We start from the raw sequence: 23289 nt of genomic DNA on the forward strand, positions 1-23289 counted from the left end.
CCTCTGCCTTAGCTGCTCATATTCAGCAGCTGATTGGCTTTTTGTTCGTTTTCGTCGACGTTGGTGATGACTTTCATCTGCATCTCAAAGCGTCGGGCGTTGGCAATCATATCGACCATGGTCTCAACCGGCTTGACGTTGCTGCCCTCCAGCACGCCCGGCATCACCTGCACCGTGGCGTCGGTGGCCAGCGTCGCGCCGCGCGTCGCCTGCGTCTGCTGGGTCGGACGGAACATGCCGTCGTCGCCGCGCTGCAGCTCTTTGCCGGTGGCTTTCACCAGCTTCAGACGGCCGATCTGCACCGTGGCGTTCGGCGCATCGCCCGCGTTGCGCGAGGTGATGGTGCCGTCGGCCGCGATCGTCAGTTCGGCGCCCTGCGGCACCGCGATAGGGCCGCCATCGCCCATGACGGGATTGCCCTGCACGGTCAGAATGCCGGTCGGGCTGATCTGCATATTGCCGTTGCGGGTATAGGCTTCGCTGCCGTCAGCGGTACGCACCGCCAGCCAGCCGTCCTGCCCCATCGCCACGTCCAGCGTACGTCCGGTATTGTCCATCGCGCCCTGGCTCATATCGGCACCGGGCGTCGAGGCGGCCACCAGCGTACGCGTCGGCAGCGACCAGCCGCTGACCGGCACCGCGCGCAGCGCATTGAGCTGCGCGCGAAAGCCTGGCGTTGAGGCGTTGGCGAGGTTGCTGGCCGTGACGGCCTGCTGATCCAGCGTCTGGCTGGCCGCGCCCATTGCGGTATATATCGCGTGATCCATAAAGCAATCCCGTTAGTGAATTAACGCAAGTTGACCAGGGTGTTAAGGATCTGGTCCTGAGTTTTGATGGTCTGGGCGTTGGCCTGATAGTTGCGCTGCGCCACAATCATGTTCACCAGCTCTTTGCTCATATCGACGTTCGACGCTTCCAGCGCGCCAGCGGTCAGTGAACCGTAGGTGCCGGTACCGGCCACACCAATGGCCGCCTGCCCTGATGAGCTGGTCGCTGCCCAGACGTTGTCGCCCTGTGACTGCAGGCCTTCCGGGTTAGAGAAGCTGGCCAGCACGATCTGACCCAGCAGCTGGGTTTTCTGGTTGGAGTAGGTACCGGTGATGGTGCCGTCATCGTTAATCGCGTAGCTGGTCAGGTCGCCTGGCGCGTAGCCATCCTGCGTCGGGTTACCAAAGGTGGTGGTGCCGGTGTTCTGCTGCAGGCTGCCCAGCATGCTCAGCGAAATGGTTTGACCCGCCGCCGCGCCGTTGGAGCCGTTGATGGTCAGGTTAACCGTTGACGCCGTGCCGCCGTTGATGCCCGTCAGGTTGCCGTTGCTGTCGAACGCCGTGGTGAAGTCCCCTGCGCTGGTGCCGGTGGTGGAGTCAATCGCGTGCACCGTCCAGCTGTTGTCAGCGGTTTTGACGTAGTACATGTCGAGGGTGTGGTCGTTACCCTGCGAGTCATAGACGGTCATGGTGCTTTTAGCGTTATAGCTGTCGACATTGCTGGCGTTGAACGGCGTCACGGTCGGGATGGCGCTGGTGGAGTTCAGGTTCGCCACCTGAGTCGCGGTAGTGGTGGCGCGCGCCCCCATCTGCGTGGTCGGAATGCTCAGCGCAACCGGGTTAGCGCCGGTCTGCACGGTCGGCGGCGTGCCGTTTACCGGATAGCCGGTCACTTTCAGCCCCTGGGTGTTGACCAGGTTGCGGTTCTCATCCAGCGTGAACTGGCCGTTACGCGAGTAGTAGACCGCGCCGCTGGCGTCAGCCATGCGGAAGAAGCCGTTGCCGCTCAGCGCGACGTCGAGGCCGCGGCTGGTGGTGGTGGTGGAGCCGTCGTTAAAGTTCTGGATCACCGCCGCCACCTTGGTGCCGAGGCCGACGTTGGAACCGGCGAACATATCGGCGAAGGCGATGGTGCTGGATTTAAAGCCGGCCGTCGCGGAGTTGGCGATGTTGTTGCCGATAACGTCCAGGTTGCTGGAGGCAGCGCCCAGGCCGCTCACCGCTTGGGAAAATGACATGTTTATTTCTCCTGTTTAGAGATGAATCAGAGAATCTGACGTACTTCATCAAGGGTTGCGGCGCCCATGGTGCCGAGATCCAGTCTGGTGGTGCTGTCTGCCGTCGATACGCCATTGACGTAGGCGTAGTTAAGCGGCTGAGCGACCAGCTGTGTGCTGCCATTGCTGGCGGCGATTGAAACCGTATATTTGCCGTCCGGCGCGGTGGAGCTGTCCGCCAGCGTGCCGTCCCACGAGAAGGTGTGTACGCCGGCAGAGAGCGCACCCAGATCGATGGTGCGCACCACGTTGCCGCTGGCATCTTTAATCGTGGCGCTGGTGGCGGTCGAGGCGCTGGCCAGCTCAACGCCAAACGGCGTGGTGGTGCCTTTGCCAACCAGCACCTGCGAGCCGTTGACCATTACGCCGTGGCCAATCAGCGTCGAACTCTGCAGCGACTGGCTGGTGCTGATCTGCCCGGAGATCGATCCCAGCGTGGTATTGAGTTTTTCAATGCCGCTCAGGGTGTTGATCTGCGCCAGCTGGGTGGTGAGCTGGCTGTTGTCCATCGGATTAGTGGGATCCTGATTCTGTAACTGCGTCACCAGCATGGTCAGGAACTGGTTCTGCAGATCCTGCGCGCTGTTGCTGGTGCTGGTGCTGGAAGAGCTGAGGACCGTGGGGTCCAGCTTTTCATTAACGCCTACTGCAATGCCCATCTGTTATCTCCCTCAGGAACCCATCGTCAGGGTTTTCATCATCATGGATTTCACGGTGTTCAACACCTCGACGTTGGCCTGATAGCTGCGCGACGCCGACATGGTGTTGACGGTTTCCGCCACCACGTCCACGTTCGGCATCTTCACGTAGCCCTTGTCGTCCGCCAGCGGGTTGCCTGGGTCGTACACCAGCTTCGCCGGAGAGGGATCGTCCAGCACCTGCGCCACTTTGACGCCGCCGGTCGCGGCGCCGGGCGCCGCATCGGTCTGAAATACCACCTGCTTCGCCACGTACGGCTTGCCGTCGGGGCCGGTGACGCTGTCGGCGTTCGCCAGGTTACTGGCGCTGACGTTGAGACGCTGGGATTGCGCGGTCATCGCTGACCCGGCAATGTCAAAAATATTCAGCAGTGCCATGTTTATTGCCCTTGTAACACGCTCATCATGCCTTTGATCTGGCTGCTGATGAGGGTGAGGTCGGTCTGGTACTTCAGACTGTTGTCCGCGAACTGAGTACGTTCGCGATCCATATCGACGGTGTTACCGTCGGCCGCAGGCTGATCGGGTATGCGATAGAGCAGGTTCGCCGACGCCGCCGAGTTGACCTGCGCTTCGATATGGCGCGGCGAGGTCACCTTCAGCGCCATGCTGCTGCCTTCGGCGCGGCCGTTTTTCATTACCCGACTAAGCTCGCTGGCAAAGTCGATATCCCGCGCCTGATAGCCAGGGGTATCGGCGTTGGCAATATTTGACGCCAGGATCTCCTGGCGTTGAGCACGCAGGTTGAGAGCTTCAGTGCCGAACTGCAGCGCAGCATCCAGTTTGTCGAGCATGCTTCCTCCGCGAATGAGAATTTCGAGCGGACAGCTTATGTTGGGAAAAGCAATAGCCATCGTCTGAATAAAGCCAAAAACCGGGGCTATTTTTGGTCTTGATTTTGCCGCGATGCGAGTAGACTCGTCGCCATCAGCAGCAAGGAGTCATTTGATGCGTAACATTACTGCCCTGTTGGCCGGCCTGCTGGCGCTGTTCGCCCTGCCCGCCAACGCCGCCGATCTTCCCGCCCAGCTGACGGGCTTTTTTCAGGCTCGCGACGCGCAGCATGCTGCGGGCATGACGGTAGAGATTAAGACGCCGCAGGCGCAGTGGCCGACCTGCGAGGCGCCGCAGTTCTCCCTGCCCGGCAACAGCCGCCTGTGGGGACCGATGAGCGTGGCCGCCACCTGCGGCGATACGCGACGTTTTCTGCAAGTTCAGGTGCAGGTCACCGGTCAGTATCTGGTGGCGACGCGTCTGCTGGCGCGCGGCACCACCGCCAGCGCCGCCGATTTCCGCCTGCAGAGCGGCCGTCTCGACACGCTGCCGGCGCGCACGCTGCTGGACGTCAGTTCGGTGGCGGATGCGATTGTGCTGCGCGATATTCAGCCGGGTCAGCCGGTGACACTGTCGATGATGCGTCAGCCCTGGCGGGTTAAGGCGGGTCAGAGCGTGATGGTGATCGCCAGCGGCGAGGGCTTTAACGCCAGCGGCGAAGGCAAAGCGTTAAATAATGCGATTCTGGCGCAGTCGGTGCGCGTGCGCATGGGCAACGGTCAGGTGGTAAGCGGGAAAGTCGATGCGGATGGGAATATTCTGATATCGCTATAAGGCGCTAAAGAACACTGTTTTTCTGCCGATAGAGAAATCAATTAAGCGATTACGCTATTCTGATTCAGGTGGCAGTTTCCCCTGACCGTACAGGAGCCCGAATATGAGCATCGACAGAACGCAACCTCTGAAGCCCGTCGCCACCGTGCAGACCCGCGAAAGCAATGAGTCCGCAGCCGGTAAAACGCGCCAGGCGTCGAACGCTACCGCAACCACGCCCGCCGCCGCTCAGGTGAGTCTGAGCAACGCACAGTCGCAGCTGACCCAGCCGGGCAGCCAGGACATCAACGTGGCGCGCGTTGAACAACTGAAAACCGCCATTCGTAATGGCGAACTGAAAATGGATACCGGCAAGATCGCCGACGCGCTGATTGCCGACACTAAGGCGTATTTAGAGGGTAAATAATCCCCATGAGCAACCTGTTGACCACACTAGATAAGATGCAGGAAGTGCTTTCCTCGCTTTCGAACGTTCTCGAAGAGGAGCAGCACCAACTGGCCGCGGGCAAGATTAACAGTAATCTGCTGCAGCGCATTACCGAAGATAAAGGCGCGCTGCTGGCGACGCTGAGCTATCTCGATGAGATGCGTCGCAGTACCGAGCGACAGCTCGGCACCCAGGCCCCTTATGCTGGTCACAGCGATATGACGCGTCGCTGGCAGAGTATCGGCCTGATGACGCGTCGCTTAAACGACGCCAATACCCATAATGGTCTGCTGCTTAATCAGCAGATCCGCTTTACCGAAGAGGCGCTGACCGTGCTTAAGCCGCATCAGACGCAGGCGTTTTACGGCCCGGATGGGCTGGGGAAAGGTCAGGCTACCCTCAGCCGTAAAGCATAAAAAATCCCGCCTGCAGGCGGGATTTTTTTGTCTGTAGCAGGGGAGCTGGCGTGGGGGATAGCGCTTTTACTTCCGCGCACTTTTTGCCTGTGGGCGGTGTGCCTGCGCGGATGATATGGCCCGATCGCAAAGCGCTCAGGGCATCCATGCGCGCTCGGCCCGCGACTTCCTTGTGGCGGGACGCTTTGCTCTTCGCGCTTTTGCTTCCGCGCATTTTTTTTGCCTGTGGGCGGTGCGCCTACGCGGATGATATGGCCCGATCGCAAAGTCGCTCAGGGCATCCATGCGCGCTCGGCCCGCGACATCCTTGTCGCGGGACGCTTTGCTCTTCGGTCCATATCACCCGCGTTTCAGCTTCTGCGCTGTCTGTAAAAAACCCGCCTGAAGGCGGGTGGTGAATCGTCGCGCAATCGGAAGCCGGGCAGCACCGGTTCTCTGGCGCGGGACGCTTTGCTCTTCGCGCTATCTCCCTGTGCTTTTACTTCCGCGCACTTTTTGCCTGTGGGCGGTGTGCCTGCGCGGATGATATGGCCCGATCGCAAAGTCGCTCAGGGCATCCATGCGCGCTCGGCCCGCGACTTCCTTGTCGCGGGACGCTTTGCTCTTCGGTCCATATCACCCGCGTTTCAGCTTCTGCGCTGTCTGTAAAAAACCCGCCTGAAGGCGGGTTAGTGAGTTACGCATGCGCCTGGCGCACACAAGGTTAGTTAGTTACGCGTGCGCCCGGCGCGCATAGTCGCGCAGCCGGAAGCCGAGCAGCCCCAGCGTGACGAAATAGGCGCCGCCGCCCACCGCGCAGACCGCCGCCAGGCGCAGCAGACGCCACACCATCGCGCCCTCTTCCCAGGCCGGCATCACCCTGAGAATAGCGAGCAGCGCCGCCGCCATCACCACGACCGCGATCAGCAGACGCAGCAGAAAGCTCGCCCAGCCCGGCTGCGGCTGAAAAATGTTCTTCTTACGCAGCTGCCAGTAGAGCAGCGCGGCGTTAAGACAGGCCGCCAGGCCGATAGAGAGCGACAGACCGGCATGCTTCAGCGGGCCGATAAAGGCCAGGTTCATCACCTGCGTCATCACCAGAGTAATCATGGCAATCTTCACCGGCGTCTTGATGTCCTGGCGCGAGTAGAATCCCGGCGCCAGCACCTTCACCACAATCAGCCCCATCAGCCCGACTGAATAGGCAATCAGCGCGCGCTGCGTCATCAGGGCATCAAAGGCAGTGAACTTGCCGTACTGAAACAGCGCCACGGTCAGCGGACCAGAGAGAATGCCCAGCGCCACCGCGCTCGGTAGCGCCAGCAGAAAGCAGAGGCGCAGGCCCCAGTCCATCAGGCGGGAATACTCGTCGTGGTTGCCGCTGGAGAAGCTCTTCGCCAGCGAGGGCAGCAGGATAGTGCCGAGCGCCACGCCCAGCACGCCCGACGGAAACTCCATCAGGCGATCGGCGTAATACATCCAGGAGACCGAGCCAGAGACGAGAAACGAGGCGAAAATAGTATTGATGATCAGCGAAATCTGGCTGACGGAGACGCCGAGGATCGCCGGCCCCATCTGGCGCATCACGCGCCAGACGCCCGCATCCTTCAGGTTAATGCGCGGCAGCACCAGCATGCCGATCTTTTTCAGGTGCGGCAGCTGATAGAAAAGCTGCAGCACGCCGCCCGCCACGACCGCCCACGCCAGCGCCATCACCGGCGGATGGAAGTGCGGCGCGGCGAAGAGCGCGAAGCCGATCATGCTGATATTCAACAGCGTGGGGGCGAAGGCGGGAACGGAGAAGCGGTTCCAGGTGTTGAGGATGGCGCCCGCCAGCGAGGCGAGCGAAATCAGCAGAATATAGGGAAAGGTGACGCGCAGCAGCGCACTGGTAAGCGCGAACTTATCGGCGGTGTCGGCAAAGCCGGGCGCGGTGACCAGAATCACCCAGGGCGCGGCGACCATCCCCGCGATTGTCACCAGCGCCAGCGCCAGCGTCAGCAGCCCGGAGACGTAGGCGACAAACAGCCGCGTCGCCTCTTCGCCCTGCTTGCTTTTATACTCGGCAAGGATCGGCACGAAGGCCTGCGAGAAGGCACCCTCGGCGAAAATACGCCGCAGCAGATTAGGCAGCTTAAAGGCAACGAAAAAGGCGTCCGTGGCCATCCCGGCGCCGAACACCCGCGCCACAATGGCGTCACGGGCAAAACCCAATACGCGGGAAAACAGGGTCATGGAACTGACCGCTGCCAGCGATTTCAACAGATTCATAATTGGCGCGCGTCCTGAAAAGAGTCGGCAAAATGAGCTACTTAGCGCGGGCGCCCAGCGGCGCCCGGCGATAGTCTACTGCCACGGCGGGAAATGACCAGCACGGAGTGTTACAAGGCGTTATTCCTTCTCCGCCTCGCGCCACATTTTTTCCACCACGCGCTGCGCCAGCAGCGCCTGTTCGCCGCTGGTTTCAGGCATCGTCTGATTTTGCACGCACTGGATAAAATGGTGCGCCGCGCCGCTAAAGCCGCGCTGCGCCAGATGGCTTTGCCATGCGGGCGGCGGATCGATGCGCACGCCGTCGCCGCGCTCCTCCTGCCAGTCGCGCATATCCAGCACGTCGATACAGCAGCCGTCACCTACCAGGCTGGCGCGCTCGCGCTGGCTGCCGGCGCGACGATGCATGCTGGTGGCGATCTGCACCCCGTCAGCGACGAAATGGTGCTCGGCATAGCGCATTTCGCCACGCTCGTTGGTGTCGATATAGCCATGACGCTGGGCAGCGCTACCGCCCGCCAGCCACAGCGCGGTATCCACCACGTGCAGATAGTCATCAAGCAGCGTAAAGCGCAGATCGTTCGGCCCGACGCTGTCGCTGCGGTGTTTCTCCACGCGCAGGCTGGCGGCCTGCGGCATCGCCAGCCGCAGCTGCTGATAGCGCGGCGCAAAGCGGCGGTTAAAGCCCACCATCAGCCGGCGTCCGCGCTTCTCCGCCAGCGCCACCAGCGCCTCGGCCTGGCTAAAATTATCGGCCAGCGGCTTATCCACCAGCACATCTTTTCCCGCCAGCAGCAGCGCTTTGACAATCTCATAGTGGGTGGCGGTGCTGGTGTGGACAAACACCGCGTCGCAGGCGTCCGCCAGCGCGCTCAGCGAGGAGAAACAGGCCATGCGGTAGCTGTCGCAGATCCCTTGCGCCTTCTGCTGATTTGGCGAGAAGGCGCCGACCAGCGTCCAGCTCTCCGCCTGCGCCAGCACCGGCAGCCAGGCTTTCTGCGCAATCGAGCCCAGCCCGACCACACCAATTCGCAATCTCATCTCAGCCTCCTTTATGCAGCAGCGTCTGCACCAGCGTCTGCAGGGCGGCGAGCGACTGCTCCAGCACCGCGACGCGCGCGCTGAGATCGCCGTTATCCTCCAGCGGCTTTTCCGCCTGGCTGGCGACCTGCTCGTCACCGAACAGATGCATATAGCGGCTTTCGCGTTTGCCCGGTTCGCGCGGCAGGCGCGCCACCATCTCGCGCTCGGCCAGTCCGGCCAGCACGCTTTCGACCTCCGCCACCTCGGCGAATTCGTGCAGCCTGCCGCTGCGCGTGCGCAGCTCGCCCGGCGTCTGGGCGCCGCGCAAAAACAGCAGCGTCAGGATCGCCACCTCAGCGCTGCTGAGCTGCAGATTGCCGAAGGTCGAATTGCAGAACCGCTGCTCATACTTCGCCACGCGCTGGCCGAAGCCGCTGTTAGCGGTGGCAAGATGCTTTTTCGTCAGCCGATCCAGCTCCTCCTGCACTTCGCTTTCGCTCAGGTTCATCACCGGCTCGCGGTTCGACTTTTGATTGCAGGCTGTCACCACCGCATTCAGCGACAGGGGGTACTGCTCCGGCGTGGTGACCTGCTTCTCCAGCAGGCAACCAAGAACACGCAACGCCAGCGGCGAAAGCGCCATTTTCATTCCACTCTCCTTATTAGCCGCGCCGATCCGGCGTCCACTCCTGACGAGTCAACGCGGTCAGCACATGATCCTGCCAGCGGCCGTCGATTAACAGATAGTCTTTCGCATAACCCTCTTTTTCAAAGCCGAGACGCGCCAGCAGCGCGCCGCTGCGCTGATTATGCGGCATATAGTTCGCCATAATACGGTGGATATTTTGCTGGCGCTGCATATAGCGGATAGCAGCCTGCAGCGCCTCGAACATCAGTCCCTGCCCTTGCCACTTTTCGCCCAGCGAATAGCCGAGGTAGCAGGCGTGGAACGAGCCGCGCAGCACGTTGCTGAAGTTCGCAACCCCGCGCACTTCAGACTCTTCGGGATCCATCAGAATGAAATAGTAGGCGGAGCCGCTTTTATGCATATCGGTGATCAGGCCCAGCCGCGCCTGCCAGCCGGAAGGATAACAGTGGCTCTCGTCGCGCACCGGCTCCCAGGGTTTTAAAAAGGCGCGGTTTTCGGCGTAGTAATCCGCCAGTCGCCAGGCGTCGCGCTCGTGAACCAGACGCACCACCAGTCGGTCGGTGGTTAATCGCACCCTGGGGGCGGCAGAACGATAGCCAAACATCATCACTCCTGAAATCGAGGGCTTTAAGAAAGCGGTGCCTGCAACATGACTTTCACTATAACCGCCGCCCCTGCCGCGGTAAAATATTCGTTAACGCCGGGCATAAAAGGTCTTGATTTTACGTTGCAAAAGCCGCTCTGCCTGCTGCGTCGGTTTGCCCTCCCCTGGAATCTCTTCCATACTTCTGGCACGCCCTCAATCAGGGTGACGCCCGTCGCCCTGACCCGACAAAGGAGACCGGGATGAAACTCTACATCTACGACCACTGCCCCTTTTGCGTCAAAGCGCGCATGATTTTCGGCCTGAAAAATCTGCCGGTAGAGCTGATCGTCATGCTTAACGACGATGAAGCGACGCCGAAAAAGCTGGTGGGCCAGAAGGTGGCACCCATCCTGCAAAAAGATGACGGCAGCGCGATGCCGGAAAGCCTCGATATTGTGCGCTTTGTCGATAAAATCGACCGTGAACCGCTGCTGAACGGCAAAATCAATCCGGCCATCGGCGACTGGCTGCGCAGCGTTAACGGCTACGTTAATAAGCTGCTGCTGCCGCGTATCGCGGAAGCCGCCTTCGCCGAATTCGCCACGCCGGAGGCGCGCAGCTATTTCCGCCAGAAGAAAGAGGCGGCCATTGGCGACTTCACCGAGCTGAAGAGCCATGCGCCCGGCCTGATCAAAAAGATCAGCGACGATCTGCGCCAGCTCGACAAGCTGATTGTGAAGCCCAACGCGGTTAACGGCGAGCTGTCGGAAGATGACATTCACCTCTTTCCGCTGCTGCGCTCGCTGACGCTGGTGGCTGGCATCGACTGGCCGAGCCGCGTCGCCGACTACCGCGACAATATGGCCAAGCAGACGCAGGTGAACCTGCTCTCCTCTATCGCCCTTTGACGCGTTCAGATGAGAAGCGCGCTGGCGTTTCTCATCGCCTTCTTAATGACACCTCATCCGCATTCAGGCACCCTATGCGCTGCATTAGCATCACTACGGATGAGGATAAAATGAGAAAGGCATTTCTGGGGCTGACGGCCCTGTTTTTCGCCGTGCTGGTTAGCGGCTGCAATCAGCTTACCCAGTACACCATCAGCGAGCAGGAAGTGAATCAGGCGCTGGCGAAACACAACAATTATGAGAAAGATATCGGCGTCGCCGGGCTGGTGAACGCCCATATCCTGCTGACCGATCTTAACAGCCAGATTGGCCGCGAGGAGCCAGACCGCGTCACGGTGACCGGCAAGGCAAAAATCAACGTCACGTCACTGTTTGGCCCGCAGCAAGCGGATATGCAGCTGAAGATGAAGGCGCAGCCGGTCTTTGACGCGCAGCAGGGCGCCATCTTTCTGCGCGATCTGGAGATCGTCGACGCGCAGGTGCAGCCGGAAAAGATGGCGGCGGTGATGAAAAGCCTGACGCCCTACCTGAATCAGTCGCTGAAAAGCTACTTTAACCAGAAGCCAGCTTACGTTTTGAGCGTCGATCGCAGCAAAGGCGAGGCGCTGGCGAAGAAATTTGCCAAAGGGCTAAAAGTCGAGCCGGGCCAGCTGGTGATCCCGTTTACGCAGTAGGTCGCCTGAAAGGCGGAACCTTGCTCTGACCGGGGGAAAATTTCCCCCGGTGACAGGAAAAAAAACGCAGAGCGCGCTGCGCCCTGGCCCGATAGCGGGCGCGCCTCAGGGATAAGGTGCTTGTCGGCGTGGGCGGCACCTTATGCCAGACTCAACCACGCCCGTGGCGTTTTGCTTTTCCTGCAAGAAAAGAAGTGCAAACGGTTGCCCGACACCTTATGCTTTGTACCCGGCCAAAACGCGCCTCTACGTTTCCTGACTAGCCGGAGCTTCACTGATGACTGCACACCCTCAGCAACTTACTATCCGCCGCCCTGACGACTGGCATATTCACCTGCGCGACGACGCGATGCTGAATACGGTTTTGCCCTATACCAGCGCGGTTAACGGACGTGCCATCGTGATGCCTAACCTGGTGCCGCCGGTCACCAGTGTCGCCGCCGCGGTCGCCTACCGCGATCGTATTCTGGCCGCGCTGCCGGCAGAACATCGCTTTACCCCGCTGATGACCTGCTATCTCACCGACTCGCTCGATCCCAGTGAGATCGAGCAGGGCTTTAACGCGGGCGTCTTTACCGCCGCCAAACTCTACCCGGCGCATGCCACCACCAACTCCAGCCACGGCGTCACCCGCATCGACGCTATCAGCGGGGTACTGGAGCGTATGCAGAAGATCGGTATGCCGCTGCTGATCCACGGCGAAGTGACCCACGCCGATATCGATATCTTCGACCGCGAGGCGCGCTTTATCGACAGCGTTATGGAGCCGCTGCGCAAAGCGTACCCGGAACTGAAGGTGGTCTTTGAGCACATTACCACGCGAGAAGCTGCCCAGTACGTTGAGGCGGGCAACGACAAGCTGGGCGCCACCATCACCCCTCAGCACCTGATGTTTAACCGCAACCATATGCTGGTGGGCGGCGTGCGTCCGCACCTCTACTGCCTGCCGATCCTCAAGCGCAACGTGCATCAGGAGGCGCTGCGCAAGGTGGTCGCCAGCGGCCATCCGCGCTTCTTCCTCGGCACCGACACCGCCCCGCACCTGCGCCACCTGAAAGAGGCCAGCTGCGGCTGCGCGGGCGTCTTCAACGCGCCAACGTCGCTGCCCGCCTACGCCACCGTTTTCGAAGAGCTGAACGCCCTGCAGCATTTCGAAGCCTTCTGCTCCGAGAACGGCCCGCGCTTTTACGGCCTGCCGCTGAACGAAGGAACCGTAACGCTGGTGCGCGAGCCCTGGAAAGTTGAAGAGAGCATCAGCATGGGCGAGCACGCCCTGGTGCCCTTCCTTGCCGGCGAAACCCTGAACTGGCGCGTGGAAATCTAATCGGCGCTTTCGCTTGCCTCCGGCCGAAATATACTGTAAATATATACAGCATCTAATCCGGAGGCTGCTATGCGTGTTGAAATTACCGTTGCCAAAACGTCCCCGCTTCCGTCCGGCGCAATGGAAGCGCTGACGGCAGAACTATCCCGCCGTATCGATGAAGAATTTCCCGACGGCCAGAACCACGTCAAGGTGCGCTATGCCACCGCAAACCAGCTCAGCGTGCTGGGCGGCGGTAAAGAGACGCGCGATCGCATCAGCGATATTCTCCAGGAGACCTGGGAAAGCGCTGACGACTGGTTTATTACCGATTAACCGCCACTGCGCAGTTTTTGCCGGGTGTCGCCATCCGGCTTTTTTATCGCTTCTCCCCCTCGCCAGAACTTTTCCCTGCATCTAGACTCTGATCGATCAATCGCCTATTCTTCCGCTCGTTATGCTTAACAGGAGGTGAGATGAAATGATGACAGACAACCCGGAAGAGGCCATGACCTTCGGTGAACTGCTGGCGCTAATTGCCGATCAACAGCGTCGTCTGACGGTGCTGGAAAGCGCCTTTTCCAGCCTTACCCTCTGCCTCGACGAACGCGCCGCTCAGCTGCTGGTGCATCACCTGACGCTTGAGGCGCAAAACCAGAACCACGACGAACCTCTGCAGCAGCACTTCGCGCGTCTGGCGCTGACGCTGCAAAAGCCTCACAGCGTACAGCCGGCTGAACCCCTGGCCTGATTGCTGGCGACAGGTGGGCGCATAATAAACTGCCTGATGCGTCAGGCATTTTATTTGTTTTAAACGCTTTTTTAACGGCGAATATTTCGCTCACTTTTTGTTCGCCGCACTTTTTAGTCGGATAGACCGCTTTTTCTGTTATAATTGTCTCGCTACTGGATAAAAAAGCCGCATTGAACCTCATCATGCACTTCGTTTAACGAGTAATAAGGAGGTTATAATGGACAGTAATCATAAAGACGTTATTCAGACTCACCCGCTGGTGGGCTGGGATATCAGTACTGTAGACAGCTACGACGCTATGATGATCCGTTTGCATTCGCTCTCCTCGCAGGATCAAAAAGAAGAAGAAGCAGACGTCGGACCGACCTACTGGCTGACAACAGACGTGGCAAGGCAATTTATTTCTATCCTTGAAGCTGGCATTGCCAAGATCGAATCGGCCGAGCAGATGGAGCGCTATCAGTCCAAACATTAGTCTCCGCCAGATGAACGGGCACCCTCAGGGGTGCCTTTTTCATTTCTGCTTCTGGTATGCTGCTGGCCGTGTTACGGCTTTCAGGAGTTTCCATTCAATGATTTATGATCTGATCGTGGTGGGCAGCGGGTCCGTTGGTGCCGCCGCAGGCTTTTACGCCACCCAGGCGGGCCTGTCGGTGCTGATGATCGATTCCAGCCATCCGCCGCATACCCAGGGCGCGCATCACGGCGAAACGCGCCTGATCCGTCACGCCTATGGCGAAGGCGAACGCTATGTGCCGCTGGTGCTGCGCGCGCAGAAGCTGTGGGATGAGCTGGAAGAGCTGTCCGGCGAACGCATTATGCACCGCAGCGGCATTATCAATCTTGCGCCCATTCACTCTGCATTCATCCGCAACGTTATCGACAGCGCGCAGGCCTGGAAGCTGGATGTGCAGCTGCTGCAGGCGGATGAGGTTCGCCAGCGCTGGCCGCAGATCGGCGTGCCGGACGGCTATATCGGCGTTTTTGAACCGCAGTCCGGCTATCTGAAGTGCGAGCAGGCGGTACGCAGCTGGATCGCCCTCGCCGAAAAAGCGGGCTGCGCGCAGCTGTTTAACTGCGGCGTATCGCAGATTGGCCGCGACGGCGACCTGCAGCAGGTGGTGACGGCAGACGGCACTTTCCGCGCGCGCAAGCTGCTGATCAGCGCCGGTACATGGGTCGGTAAGCTGGTGCCGGATCTGCCGCTTAAGCCGACGCGTAAAGTGTTCGCCTGGTATCAGGCTGACGGGCGCTACAGCGAAAACAATAAGTTTCCCGGCTTTACGGTTGAGATGGAGAACGGCAGCCAATTTTACGGCTTTCCGGCGGACAACAATGCCCTGAAGGTGGGACGTCACGACGGCGGCCAGCCGATGAGCCAGCCGGAAGATCGCAAACCCTTCGGCAGCTTCGCCGAAGACGGCAGCGACGCCTTTGCGTTTCTGCGTAAATTTCTGCCTGGGGTGGGGGTCTGTCTGCACGGCGAAGCCTGCAGCTACGACATCAGTCCGGATGAAGACTTTATTATCGATACCCTGCCGGGTGAGCCGAACCGGCTGATTATCACCGGCCTGAGCGGACATGGATTTAAGTTCGCCAGCGTACTGGGGGAGCTGGCGACGGAGTTTGCGCTCGATAAACCCTTTTCGTTTGATCTCACGCCCTTCTCGCTCGCTCGCTTTACCCGCTGAAGCGATAAAAAAGCCTGACGCATCTGCGTCAGGCTCAGAGCGTTACTCTTTCTCCGGCGACGGGATCGCCATTGTCAGACGGCCGCGCGACTTATTGAAAATCTTGTTGCCGTTTTCGCGACCGGCGCGGCGCGCGCGCTGCTCTTCCGGCGACAGCTGCGACTCTTCCATACAGAGCGGGCTACAGCAGTTGTGAAACTTCTCGGCGCAACTCGGGCACTGAATAAACAGCAGATGACAGCCGTCATTGACGCAGTTGGTGTGGGTATCGCACGGCGCGCCGCACTGATGGCACTGCGACAGCACATCGTCGGAGATACGCTCGCCCATCCGCTCATCAAAGACGAAGTTTTTCCCCTTAAAGCGCACCGGCAGGCCCTGCTCGCGGGCGCGGCGCGCATACTCGATAATGCCGCCTTCGATATGGTAAACATCCTCGAAACCGTTATGCCGCATCCAGGCGCTCGCCTTCTCGCAGCGAATGCCGCCGGTGCAGTACATAACGATTTTTTTATCTTTCTGCTCCTGCAGCATCTCCACCGCCATCGGCAGCTGATCGCGGAAGGTATCGGCCGGGATCTCCATCGCCTTGTCGAAACGGCCCACTTCATATTCGTAGTGGTTGCGCATATCGACGAATACCGCGTCGGGATCGTCCAGCATCGCGTTGACTTCCGCCGCTTTCAGATAGGTGCCGACGTCGCTGGCGTCAAAGCTCTCGTCCTCAATGCCGTCCGCTACGATGCGGTCACGCACCTTCAGGCGCAGCACCCAGAAAGATTTGCCGTCGTCGTCGAGCGCAATATTCATGCGCAGATTGTCCAGCGCCGGATCGAAGCCATAGAGAAAGGCTTTCATCTTTTCATAGAGGCTGGCCGGCACGCTGACCTGCGCGTTGATCCCCTCTTTCGCCACGTAGACGCGGCCAAAGACCTTAAGGTCGGTCAGGCCAAGATAGAGCGCGTCGCGAAAGGCTTTAGGATCGGCGATGTGGAAATATTTGTAGAACGAGACGGTCGTGCGCGGTTCGGTCTCCGCCAGCATGCGCGCCTTCAGCTCTTTATTGTTAACAAGGTTATGTAACACTGGCATGGTGTTCGTTCCTGTTCGGGATAAAAAATTGCGCCGCACATGATACAGCAATGCGCCGGGATGCAAAGAAAATTGATCTGGATCGCTTTTTATTGCGCCTTCCGGCGAGGCTATTTCTAAATGGCCGCCTGGGCAATCGTCCCGCATTTATTTCAGCGCAGACGAAAAGCTGGCACAATAGGGGAAAATCAACGAGATATTGACGCCCTCAGGCGCATTACGCAGGATAAGCTTTTTCATATGACTCAACTGCCGCAATTTTCCCGAGAACTCCTTCATCCCCGTTACTGGCTGACCTGGCTGGGCATCGCGTTTCTCTATCTGCTGGTGCTCCTGCCCTACCCGCTGCTCTATGTGCTGGGCTGCGGATTAGGGCGTATTGCGATGCGCTTTCTGAAACGCCGCGTCGCCATCGCCCAGCGCAATCTGGAGCTCTGCTTTCCCGATATGCCCGCCAGCGAACGTGAAGCGATGGTAAAGCATAACTTCGAGTCGGTCGGCATGGGGCTGATTGAAACCGGCATGGCGTGGTTCTGGCCCGACTGGCGCGTTAAGAAGTGGTTCGATGTTTCCGGCCTTGAGCATATACAAAAAGCCAAAGATGAGCAGCGCGGCGTGCTGCTGATTGGCATGCATTTTCTGACGCTGGAGCTGGGGGCGCGTATTTTCGGCATCTACAATCCCGGTATCGGCGTCTATCGCCCCAACGACAACAAGCTGATCGACTGGCTGCAGACCTGGGGCCGGATGCGCTCCAATAAAAGCATGCTGGATCGCAAAGACCTGAAGGGCATGATCCGCGCGCTGAAAAACGGCGATATTATCTGGTACGCGCCCGATCACGACTACGGCCCGCGCAGCAGCGTATTCGTGCCTTTCTTCGCGGTAGAGAAAGCGGCCACCACCGTAGGTACCTACCTGCTGATCCGCAGCGGCAAGCCCCACGTGGTGCCCTTTGTGCCGCGCCGCCTGCCGCACGGCCGCGGCTACCAGATGCTGATCCTGCCCGACGTCAGCGAGCAGATCCCGCTCGACAGCGACGTCGCCACCGCCGCGCAGATGAACAAAGTGGTGGAAGAAGGCGTTCTGCTGGCACCCGAGCAATATATGTGGCTGCACCGCCGCTTCAAAACTCGTCCCGAAGGCGAGCCTTCGCGCTACTAACCTGCCGCGAGCGGGTGCCTCGCCGCCCGCTCGCGTTAAGCATAACGGCCACTTACGCTTACCGCGCCAGCAATTTTTGCTCAACCTGCTGTTTTATAAAGATAAAATTATTAATACCTGATGGTAAGGTCCGCCCAGAACTAAAGTCGGGCTTGTGCTAATTTACCGCTGATAATTATTGTTCATGCCCGCTAAATTAATTATGGGGAAAAGTGAGCCATAGCGCTTAATATGGCTAATAAGCCGCTGGAAAATTAATGTTTGCGATTTTTCTTAACTGGATCTGATTTATATTGAATCCAGGTCTTTTCTTATTTCTTCAGTGACGATTCTTTGCTTTAGCTTATGTATCCAGCAAAATTAACTTATTTTACAAGGAATTGTCTGATTAGACCTCTGGCATATACTCAATACAACAAATATTTTACTTCTTTATACTTTTATGGAATTTGAACATTTTGATACATCTCGGTAATTTCGGTCGTGACGGTTAATAATTTAACTGCCCTTCTAAAAATATAAAAAGATTACACACAGCAAACCTCTAGCAGGAACATAAAATGAATAAAGGCATTTATTACTACGTGACAATCAGTACCGATCAGGATAATTATCATTATTTACACCGCAAAGAGTGTAAACGTATGCCGGATAAAGAAGACATCGTATTTATCGGCACGTTATATAATTTGAATCAGGCATTATCTATTGCGCGAATTAATTTTAAAAAGGTTAAACCCTGTATTAAGTGCTGTATTCGCTATGCGGCGCCCGTTATGCGCGAAACGGTGCGGCCGGTGCTTCACTTCCCGCAAAAATCGCTCTAATCGGGTACGGCGGGACGACTTTCTCGCCCGCCGTCTCTTTTTCACGCTTTCTCCTGAAAATTTTCGTCTATCCTTCTCTGACATCCCGTTAATGAGGCAAGGAGAAGAGTAATGAGCATGTTCAGCACCTTAGAAGAAGCCATCGAGGCTGCGCGTGAAGAGTTTCTCGCCGATCATCCCGACATTGATGAAGAGGATGCCAGCATTAGTCAGTTTGGCCTGCAAAAGTATGTTATGCAGGATGGCGATATTATGTGGCAGGCAGAGTTCTTTGAAGAGGAAGGCGAGAGCGGCGAATGTCTGCCGATCCGCAGCGGCGAGGCGGCGCAGGCGATATTTGACGGCGATTTCGACGAGGTCGAGCTGCGCCAGGAGTGGTTAGCCGAAAATACGCTGCACGAATGGGACGAGGGCGAGTTTCAGCTTGAGCCGCCGCTCGACAGCGAAGAAGGCGAAGCAGCGGCGCAAGAGTGGGAAGATGACAACAGCGAGTCCGACCGTCTGCTCTGATTACTCATAGGGTCCGTGGTGGGCATCAACCGGCAGCAGCATGGTGTCCACCACCAGCGACAGCGGCAGATCGAGAATGGTCAGAACGCGCCATGGACCGTCGCGTACATCCCACTGCACGCCAGGATAGTATTGATTGCCGTGCCCCTGTCCGGGCACGGCGCGACTAATAATACTGCCGCAGCCGCTTAATATCAGCGCCATCAGCGCGACCATCACCATTTTCAGCAAACTTTTCACTCGCGATACTCATTTCAGCCAGCAGCTATTGTAGATAATGGCGCGGGTATTTTATCGCCGTGTTACGCCACCAAAGCGTAATAGTATCGTTAAATAGCGCGCATAAAAAAAGCGGCATTGCTGCCGCTTTACGTTTGTGCAGGTTAGCCCGCCTGAGGCGGCAGCGCCAGCGGATTGAGCGCCAGCTTCTGATAGCTCTCTACCCACTGATGATACTTGTCGCCGTTCTCCCACAGGCGCGAGTGAACGCGCGCCAGCACCACCGGGTCGCTGATCAGCTGCAGACGCTGTTCGCGGTTCAGCTTCTCAGGGAGATCGCTCAGCGCCTGATCGACGCGGCGGTCGCGCGCGTAATCGAGCAGCTGGCTCTGTCTGTGACGCGATGTCGCCAGCGCGGTCGCCAGCGCGTTAAACGCCGGATGGAACAGCGCGTGCATAAAGCCGTGCTTCAGGGCGCGCTCGCGGTTGATCTGCAGGTAGCGATCGGTATCCACCAGCTCTTTCGGCGGCTCGTACTCTTCCGGGATCAGGAACAGCTTCGCGCGCTTGCTCTTCAGACCGACCGTCGCGCGGCTCGACATCACCGAAACAAACGGCGACAGGATCAGCGAGAAGACGATCGGTGCCAGCCACCACAGGAAGTTAAGGTCCAGCACGCCCATGCCCACCGCCCAGACGATGCCGAGCAGCATCTGCGAGCCGTGACGACGGAAGGCTTCGCTCCACGGCGTCGCGTCATCGTCGCGCTGCGGCGAGTTCCACACCACTTCCCAGCCCAGGAAGGCGCTGACAACAAACACGGTATGGAACAGCATACGCACCGGCGCCAGCAGCACGGAGAAAAGCATCTCCAGCAGCAGCGAAATAAACAGCCGGAACGCGCCGCCGTAAGGCTTCGCCCCTTTGAACCAGATCAGCACGACGCTGAGCAGCTTCGGCAGGAACAGCAGCACCAGCGTCGTGGAGAAGAGCGCGATCGCCAGCTCAGGACGCCACTGCGGCCAGACCGGGAAAAGCTGCCTCGGCTGCAGGAAGTAGGTCGGCTCCATCAGCGTATGCACCACCTGCAGTGCGGTGGAGAGCGCCAGGAACATAAACCAGAGCGGCGCTGAGAGATAGGACATTACGCCGGTCAGGAACACCGCGCGGTGCACCGGGTGCATGCCTTTCACCAGGAACAGGCGGAAGTTCATCAGGTTACCGTGACACCAGCGGCGGTCGCGCTTCAGCTCGTCCAGCAGGTTCGGCGGCAGCTCCTCATAGGACCCCGGCAGATCGTAGGCGATCCAGACGCCCCAGCCGGCGCGACGCATCAGCGCCGCCTCGACGAAGTCGTGCGACAGGATCGATCCCGCGAAGGAGCCTTCACCCGGCAGCGGCGCCAGCGCGCAGTGCTCGATAAAGGGCTTCACGCGGATAATAGCGTTATGGCCCCAGTAGTGCGACTCGCCAAGCTGCCAGAAGTGCAAACCGGCGGTAAAGAGCGGACCGTAAACGCGCGTGGCGAACTGCTGACAGCGCGCGTAGAGCGTGTCCATGCCTGACGCCTTCGGCGACGACTGGATAATACCGGCATTGGGGTTCGCTTCCATCATGCGCACCAGGCCGGTAAGACATTCGCCGCTCATTACGCTGTCCGCGTCCAGCACCACCATGTAGCTGTAGTTGCTGCCCCAGCGACGGCAGAAGTCGTCGATGTTGCCGCTTTTACGCTTCACGCGGCGACGGCGACGGCGGTAGAAGATTTTGCCGGCCCCGCCAACGTCGCGCACCAGCTCCATCCAGGCCTTCTGCTCCGCAATGGCGATATCGGGATCGTAGCTGTCGCTCAGCACGTAGACGTCAAAGTGCTCCGCGTTACCGGTGCGCGCGACCGATTCCCAGGTGGCGCGCAGGCCCGCGAAGACGCGTTCCACATCCTCGTTACAGATCGGCATAATCAGCGCGGTGCGATGCGCCGGATTAAGCGGCTCATCGCCCACCGTCGAGTAGGAGATGCTGTACTTGTCGCGGCCAATCAGCAGCTGCAGGAAGCCCATCAGCGCGGTCCAGAAGCCCGCCGAAACCCAGCAGAACAGAATGGCGAACAGGAACAGAATGCCGGTCTGCAGTACATAGGGCAGGATCTGCATTACCGACTGTTGCCAGTTCTGGTTCAGCATCTCCATCGGGTCGAGCAGCGTCCAGCCCTGATAAGGCAGGATGGTTTTCATGTACCAGGTGGCGATCACCGTCTGGAACAGGGTAAGGATCAGCAGCACATAGCGGCGGATAGAGCCGACGTGACGCCACTTCTCCTCGGCGCGCTGCTCTTCCGCCGTCGCGTAGCGATGGGTCAGCTTTTCGCCGCGCAGCGAACGCCAGGCGCGCACCAGCGGGTTAGTCCGCCAGGCTTCCGGGAACATCAGCGAGCGCTTAACCTTCGGCATCGCCTTCAGCGTGGTGCGATCGAGATAATCTTTACCGAACTGCTCGCCATTAGCCAGCGAGTCCGGCCACGCCATTTTGACGCGGGCAGAGACCGACTTGAGCGGCGCATCGTCAGGACGATCGCTGGCGGCTACATCCTGGCCAAGCGTATCGTGTATGAAGTGAAACGCCTCGGCGTGTTGCAGCGAGGCGCTTAACCGGGCCTTCCCTGCCGCATCCAGCGGCAGGGCTTCCACGTAGTTTTCAGGAATAAATGTCGGATTATTCATTGGCAGGTAACTGATAGCTCCAGGTTTCCGTCAATGTCTTGTCGCCGCTAACCAGCGCGGCGCGCATTTCGGTAGGCTGTTTGTTATCTTTAACGCGCAGACGCAGCACCAGACGCCAGCCTTTGGCGACCGGGTTATAGCGTACGCTCTGCTCAACCACTTCGCCGTTATCGCCCACGCTGACCTGCGGCGCGACCTGGCTGTTAGCCGGCATCTCGCTCATCGCTTTACCAACGAAATCGATGGTAAAGGCGATCGAACCATCCGGCTGACGCACCAGATTGGACTGCTTCACGTCACCCGCCGAACGCAGCGTGTTTTTCACCCAGGCGATATCGTCAGAGTGAAGCTGGCTCTCGTCGCGCGTAAAGTGCAGGCGATAGCTGAAGTTCATCGCTTTGCCCGGATCCGGCAGATTCTCCGGCGTCCAGAAGGCGACGATATTGTCGTTGGTTTCATCCGCAGTCGGGATTTCCACCAGCTCGACGCGGCCTTTGCCCCAGTCGCCCATCGGTTCAACCCAGCCGCTCGGACGCATGTCGTAACGATCGTCGAGATCCTGGTAGCGGTTAAAGTCGCGGCTGCGCTGCAGCAGGCCGAAGCCTTTCGGGCTTTCGATAGTGTAGGTGCTCACCGCCAGATGGCGCGGGTTATTGAGCGGCCGCCAGATCCATTCGCCGTTGCCGTTGTGAATCGACAGACCGTCAGAGTCATGCAGCTCCGGACGGAAGTTGGTCACCGGCGAAGGCTGGTTGGCGCCGAACAGGAACATACTGGTCAGCGGCGCGACGCCAAGCTTGCCAACTTTGTCGCGCAGATAGACTTTCGACTGCACGTCAACCGTGGTCTCTTTGCCCGGATGCACGGTAAAGCGGTAGGCGCCTGTGGCACGCGGCGAGTCGAGCAGCGCATAGATCACCAGCTGCTTGTCCTGCGGCTTAGGCCGCTGGATCCAGAACTCCTTAAAGCGCGGAAACTCTTCCCCGGACGGCAGCGCCGTGTCGATAGCCAGACCGCGCGCGGAGAGGCCATAAACCTGATCTGCCCCAATAACGCGGAAATAGCTCGCTCCCAGGAAGCTGGTGATTTCATCATCTTTTTTATCGCGCGAGTTCAGCGGATAAAGCACTTTGAAACCGGCGAACCCTAAATTTTTCACCGAGTCGGCGTCGTGCTTGACGTTGCCGAAGTTGAAATAGTCAGGGCTGTATTTGATTTCGCGCACCGCGTTGGCCGCCACTTCGTTGATTTTTACCGGCGTGTCGAAATACATGCCCTGGTGGTAAAACTCAAGCCTGAACGGCGTACGCAGTTTGCCCCAGTACGCTTTATCGTGGTTAAACTGGATCTGCTGATAGTCAGCAAATTTCATTTCACGAAACTGAGAGGGTAAATTGCTCTTAGGCGCCTCAAAACTTTTCCCTGCCAGCGTTTTGGCTTCTTTTGCGACATCATCAAGGTTAAACGCCCAGCTATTATTGGCGTACATCGCCAGCAGAACTGCCGCGCCAAGCCAGCGCATCTTCATCATTCCGCCTTTTTTTTCTACATTAATCAGCACATCCCCCCCTTTCGTGTGCCAAGTACAAACCCATTTATCTTAAAGGATTATTCGCTTTTCCGACAGCATATCCAAAAGAATGTTCCACGGTTTCGTCAGGACTACGCCTGCTTTTAGGACAATTAAACGTTCCAGAATCAACTGATAGTATACGCTGTTTACAGC

General features: G+C 58.7%; 26 protein-coding genes. 13 read left to right on the forward strand and 13 right to left on the reverse strand.

Going from position 1 to position 23289, the window contains the following annotated elements; translation table 11 throughout:
• Nucleotides 1-8: 8 nt before the first annotated feature.
• From LB453_RS14815 to flgB, 5 genes are read right to left on the reverse strand one after another with little or no spacing between them, the layout of a single operon-like run.
• Nucleotides 9-767: a flagellar basal body rod protein FlgF gene (locus tag LB453_RS14815; RefSeq protein ID WP_103795451.1), complete on the reverse strand. Its 759-nt coding sequence runs from the start codon at nucleotides 765-767 to the stop codon at nucleotides 9-11.
• A gap of 20 nt (nucleotides 768-787) precedes the next feature.
• Nucleotides 788-2005 carry a flagellar hook protein FlgE gene (gene flgE / locus LB453_RS14820; RefSeq protein ID WP_103795450.1) on the reverse strand — a complete coding sequence of 406 codons (1218 nt, stop codon included), beginning with the start codon at nucleotides 2003-2005 and terminating at the stop codon, nucleotides 788-790.
• Between the two features lie 26 nt (nucleotides 2006-2031).
• Entirely contained in the window at nucleotides 2032-2703 is a 672-nt protein-coding gene (gene flgD, locus LB453_RS14825) for a flagellar hook assembly protein FlgD (RefSeq protein WP_103795449.1), read from the reverse strand.
• Nucleotides 2704-2715: 12 nt separating this feature from the next.
• Complete coding sequence (flgC, locus tag LB453_RS14830; RefSeq protein ID WP_048784492.1) at nucleotides 2716-3120, reverse strand: flagellar basal body rod protein FlgC; 405 nt, start codon at nucleotides 3118-3120, stop codon at nucleotides 2716-2718.
• Nucleotides 3121-3122: 2 nt separating this feature from the next.
• Nucleotides 3123-3536 (reverse strand): flagellar basal body rod protein FlgB, encoded by a 414-nt coding sequence (gene flgB, locus LB453_RS14835; protein WP_103795448.1) that lies wholly within the window; start codon nucleotides 3534-3536, stop codon nucleotides 3123-3125.
• A gap of 154 nt (nucleotides 3537-3690) precedes the next feature.
• Between flgB and flgA the strand changes: the two genes are divergently transcribed.
• From flgA to flgN, 3 genes are all read left to right on the forward strand, one after another.
• A complete protein-coding gene (gene flgA / locus LB453_RS14840; protein ID WP_103795447.1) occupies nucleotides 3691-4350 on the forward strand; it encodes a flagellar basal body P-ring formation chaperone FlgA in 660 nt (219 codons plus the stop codon).
• 103 nt (nucleotides 4351-4453) lie between these two features.
• Complete coding sequence (flgM, locus tag LB453_RS14845) at nucleotides 4454-4756, forward strand: flagellar biosynthesis anti-sigma factor FlgM (RefSeq protein WP_103795446.1); 303 nt, start codon at nucleotides 4454-4456, stop codon at nucleotides 4754-4756.
• 5 nt (nucleotides 4757-4761) lie between these two features.
• Nucleotides 4762-5193, forward strand: a complete 432-nt coding sequence (flgN, locus tag LB453_RS14850; RefSeq protein WP_103795445.1) for a flagellar export chaperone FlgN — start codon at nucleotides 4762-4764, stop codon at nucleotides 5191-5193.
• A 711-nt stretch (nucleotides 5194-5904) separates the two neighbouring features.
• Here the strand turns inward: flgN and murJ are convergent.
• The 4 genes from murJ to rimJ all read right to left on the reverse strand — a co-directional run bounded on the left by murJ (nucleotide 5905) and on the right by rimJ (nucleotide 9719).
• Complete coding sequence (gene murJ, locus LB453_RS14855; RefSeq protein ID WP_103795443.1) at nucleotides 5905-7443, reverse strand: murein biosynthesis integral membrane protein MurJ; 1539 nt, start codon at nucleotides 7441-7443, stop codon at nucleotides 5905-5907.
• 120 nt (nucleotides 7444-7563) lie between these two features.
• Entirely contained in the window at nucleotides 7564-8484 is a 921-nt protein-coding gene (locus LB453_RS14860; RefSeq protein ID WP_103795442.1) for a Gfo/Idh/MocA family protein, read from the reverse strand.
• A 1-nt stretch (nucleotide 8485) separates the two neighbouring features.
• Nucleotides 8486-9115, reverse strand: a complete 630-nt coding sequence (locus LB453_RS14865; RefSeq protein WP_103795441.1) for a YceH family protein — start codon at nucleotides 9113-9115, stop codon at nucleotides 8486-8488.
• A gap of 13 nt (nucleotides 9116-9128) precedes the next feature.
• Nucleotides 9129-9719 (reverse strand): ribosomal protein S5-alanine N-acetyltransferase, encoded by a 591-nt coding sequence (gene rimJ / locus LB453_RS14870; RefSeq protein ID WP_033751007.1) that lies wholly within the window; start codon nucleotides 9717-9719, stop codon nucleotides 9129-9131.
• A 242-nt stretch (nucleotides 9720-9961) separates the two neighbouring features.
• Here rimJ and grxB point away from each other — a divergent pair, with 242 nt between their 5' ends.
• From grxB to solA, 7 genes are all read left to right on the forward strand, one after another.
• A complete protein-coding gene (grxB, locus tag LB453_RS14875; protein WP_103795440.1) occupies nucleotides 9962-10609 on the forward strand; it encodes a glutaredoxin 2 in 648 nt (215 codons plus the stop codon).
• 110 nt (nucleotides 10610-10719) lie between these two features.
• On the forward strand, nucleotides 10720-11283 hold the full coding sequence (locus LB453_RS14880) for a lipoprotein (protein ID WP_103795579.1): 564 nt from the start codon (nucleotides 10720-10722) through the stop codon (nucleotides 11281-11283).
• Nucleotides 11284-11560: 277 nt separating this feature from the next.
• Complete coding sequence (gene pyrC, locus LB453_RS14885; RefSeq protein WP_103795439.1) at nucleotides 11561-12607, forward strand: dihydroorotase; 1047 nt, start codon at nucleotides 11561-11563, stop codon at nucleotides 12605-12607.
• A gap of 69 nt (nucleotides 12608-12676) precedes the next feature.
• On the forward strand, nucleotides 12677-12922 hold the full coding sequence (gene dinI / locus LB453_RS14890; RefSeq protein ID WP_033751014.1) for a DNA damage-inducible protein I: 246 nt from the start codon (nucleotides 12677-12679) through the stop codon (nucleotides 12920-12922).
• 145 nt (nucleotides 12923-13067) lie between these two features.
• Entirely contained in the window at nucleotides 13068-13337 is a 270-nt protein-coding gene (locus LB453_RS14895; RefSeq protein ID WP_103795438.1) for a hypothetical protein, read from the forward strand.
• Between the two features lie 220 nt (nucleotides 13338-13557).
• The gene (gene bssS, locus LB453_RS14900) at nucleotides 13558-13815 is read left to right on the forward strand and encodes a biofilm formation regulator BssS (RefSeq protein WP_033751022.1); all 258 of its coding nucleotides are present in this window, start codon (nucleotides 13558-13560) and stop codon (nucleotides 13813-13815) included.
• A 97-nt stretch (nucleotides 13816-13912) separates the two neighbouring features.
• A complete protein-coding gene (gene solA, locus LB453_RS14905; protein ID WP_103795437.1) occupies nucleotides 13913-15031 on the forward strand; it encodes an N-methyl-L-tryptophan oxidase in 1119 nt (372 codons plus the stop codon).
• A gap of 42 nt (nucleotides 15032-15073) precedes the next feature.
• Here solA and LB453_RS14910 read toward each other — a convergent pair whose 3' ends face one another.
• Complete coding sequence (locus LB453_RS14910; RefSeq protein ID WP_103795436.1) at nucleotides 15074-16123, reverse strand: rhodanese-related sulfurtransferase; 1050 nt, start codon at nucleotides 16121-16123, stop codon at nucleotides 15074-15076.
• A gap of 240 nt (nucleotides 16124-16363) precedes the next feature.
• Between LB453_RS14910 and LB453_RS14915 the strand changes: the two genes are divergently transcribed.
• From LB453_RS14915 to LB453_RS14925, 3 genes are all read left to right on the forward strand, one after another.
• Nucleotides 16364-17287, forward strand: a complete 924-nt coding sequence (locus LB453_RS14915; protein ID WP_103795435.1) for a Kdo(2)-lipid IV(A) acyltransferase — start codon at nucleotides 16364-16366, stop codon at nucleotides 17285-17287.
• A gap of 560 nt (nucleotides 17288-17847) precedes the next feature.
• On the forward strand, nucleotides 17848-18114 hold the full coding sequence (locus LB453_RS14920; protein ID WP_033751035.1) for a hypothetical protein: 267 nt from the start codon (nucleotides 17848-17850) through the stop codon (nucleotides 18112-18114).
• A gap of 111 nt (nucleotides 18115-18225) precedes the next feature.
• Complete coding sequence (locus LB453_RS14925; protein ID WP_103795434.1) at nucleotides 18226-18624, forward strand: MysB family protein; 399 nt, start codon at nucleotides 18226-18228, stop codon at nucleotides 18622-18624.
• Here the strand turns inward: LB453_RS14925 and LB453_RS14930 are convergent, their stop codons facing one another.
• From LB453_RS14930 to LB453_RS14940, 3 genes are all read right to left on the reverse strand, one after another.
• Nucleotides 18625-18846: a YceK/YidQ family lipoprotein gene (locus tag LB453_RS14930; RefSeq protein WP_103795578.1), complete on the reverse strand. Its 222-nt coding sequence runs from the start codon at nucleotides 18844-18846 to the stop codon at nucleotides 18625-18627.
• Between the two features lie 161 nt (nucleotides 18847-19007).
• A complete protein-coding gene (gene mdoH / locus LB453_RS14935; RefSeq protein ID WP_103795433.1) occupies nucleotides 19008-21563 on the reverse strand; it encodes a glucans biosynthesis glucosyltransferase MdoH in 2556 nt (851 codons plus the stop codon).
• Nucleotides 21556-23094 carry a glucan biosynthesis protein G gene (locus LB453_RS14940; protein ID WP_103795577.1) on the reverse strand — a complete coding sequence of 513 codons (1539 nt, stop codon included), beginning with the start codon at nucleotides 23092-23094 and terminating at the stop codon, nucleotides 21556-21558. The genes mdoH and LB453_RS14940 overlap by 8 nt, the downstream gene beginning before the upstream one ends.
• Nucleotides 23095-23289: the final 195 nt, after the last annotated feature.

Origin of the sequence: Pantoea agglomerans, from assembly GCF_020149765.1 — a bacterium.
In the GTDB taxonomy this organism is placed as follows: Bacteria; Pseudomonadota; Gammaproteobacteria; order Enterobacterales; family Enterobacteriaceae; genus Pantoea; species Pantoea alvi.

What these genes read in the sequence shown, in the direction of transcription:
- LB453_RS14940 (WP_103795577.1), bottom strand. Translation starts at nt 23,094, where the DNA reads ATGATGAAGATGCGCTGGCTTGGCGCGGCAGTTCTGCTGGCGATGTAC.
- bssS (WP_033751022.1), top strand. Translation starts at nt 13,558, where the DNA reads ATGGACAGTAATCATAAAGACGTTATTCAGACTCACCCGCTGGTGGGC.
- LB453_RS14910 (WP_103795436.1), bottom strand. Translation starts at nt 16,123, where the DNA reads ATGCCAGTGTTACATAACCTTGTTAACAATAAAGAGCTGAAGGCGCGC.
- pyrC (WP_103795439.1), top strand. Translation starts at nt 11,561, where the DNA reads ATGACTGCACACCCTCAGCAACTTACTATCCGCCGCCCTGACGACTGG.
- LB453_RS14895 (WP_103795438.1), top strand. Translation starts at nt 13,068, where the DNA reads ATGATGACAGACAACCCGGAAGAGGCCATGACCTTCGGTGAACTGCTG.
- LB453_RS14865 (WP_103795441.1), bottom strand. Translation starts at nt 9,115, where the DNA reads ATGAAAATGGCGCTTTCGCCGCTGGCGTTGCGTGTTCTTGGTTGCCTG.
- flgC (WP_048784492.1), bottom strand. Translation starts at nt 3,120, where the DNA reads ATGGCACTGCTGAATATTTTTGACATTGCCGGGTCAGCGATGACCGCG.
- flgA (WP_103795447.1), top strand. Translation starts at nt 3,691, where the DNA reads ATGCGTAACATTACTGCCCTGTTGGCCGGCCTGCTGGCGCTGTTCGCC.
- flgD (WP_103795449.1), bottom strand. Translation starts at nt 2,703, where the DNA reads ATGGGCATTGCAGTAGGCGTTAATGAAAAGCTGGACCCCACGGTCCTC.
- grxB (WP_103795440.1), top strand. Translation starts at nt 9,962, where the DNA reads ATGAAACTCTACATCTACGACCACTGCCCCTTTTGCGTCAAAGCGCGC.
- murJ (WP_103795443.1), bottom strand. Translation starts at nt 7,443, where the DNA reads ATGAATCTGTTGAAATCGCTGGCAGCGGTCAGTTCCATGACCCTGTTT.
- LB453_RS14930 (WP_103795578.1), bottom strand. Translation starts at nt 18,846, where the DNA reads ATGGTGATGGTCGCGCTGATGGCGCTGATATTAAGCGGCTGCGGCAGT.
- LB453_RS14815 (WP_103795451.1), bottom strand. Translation starts at nt 767, where the DNA reads ATGGATCACGCGATATATACCGCAATGGGCGCGGCCAGCCAGACGCTG.
- flgE (WP_103795450.1), bottom strand. Translation starts at nt 2,005, where the DNA reads ATGTCATTTTCCCAAGCGGTGAGCGGCCTGGGCGCTGCCTCCAGCAAC.
- flgB (WP_103795448.1), bottom strand. Translation starts at nt 3,536, where the DNA reads ATGCTCGACAAACTGGATGCTGCGCTGCAGTTCGGCACTGAAGCTCTC.
- LB453_RS14925 (WP_103795434.1), top strand. Translation starts at nt 18,226, where the DNA reads ATGAGCATGTTCAGCACCTTAGAAGAAGCCATCGAGGCTGCGCGTGAA.
- solA (WP_103795437.1), top strand. Translation starts at nt 13,913, where the DNA reads ATGATTTATGATCTGATCGTGGTGGGCAGCGGGTCCGTTGGTGCCGCC.
- LB453_RS14860 (WP_103795442.1), bottom strand. Translation starts at nt 8,484, where the DNA reads ATGAGATTGCGAATTGGTGTGGTCGGGCTGGGCTCGATTGCGCAGAAA.
- mdoH (WP_103795433.1), bottom strand. Translation starts at nt 21,563, where the DNA reads ATGAATAATCCGACATTTATTCCTGAAAACTACGTGGAAGCCCTGCCG.
- dinI (WP_033751014.1), top strand. Translation starts at nt 12,677, where the DNA reads ATGCGTGTTGAAATTACCGTTGCCAAAACGTCCCCGCTTCCGTCCGGC.
- LB453_RS14880 (WP_103795579.1), top strand. Translation starts at nt 10,720, where the DNA reads ATGAGAAAGGCATTTCTGGGGCTGACGGCCCTGTTTTTCGCCGTGCTG.
- LB453_RS14915 (WP_103795435.1), top strand. Translation starts at nt 16,364, where the DNA reads ATGACTCAACTGCCGCAATTTTCCCGAGAACTCCTTCATCCCCGTTAC.
- flgN (WP_103795445.1), top strand. Translation starts at nt 4,762, where the DNA reads ATGAGCAACCTGTTGACCACACTAGATAAGATGCAGGAAGTGCTTTCC.
- LB453_RS14920 (WP_033751035.1), top strand. Translation starts at nt 17,848, where the DNA reads ATGAATAAAGGCATTTATTACTACGTGACAATCAGTACCGATCAGGAT.
- flgM (WP_103795446.1), top strand. Translation starts at nt 4,454, where the DNA reads ATGAGCATCGACAGAACGCAACCTCTGAAGCCCGTCGCCACCGTGCAG.
- rimJ (WP_033751007.1), bottom strand. Translation starts at nt 9,719, where the DNA reads ATGTTTGGCTATCGTTCTGCCGCCCCCAGGGTGCGATTAACCACCGAC.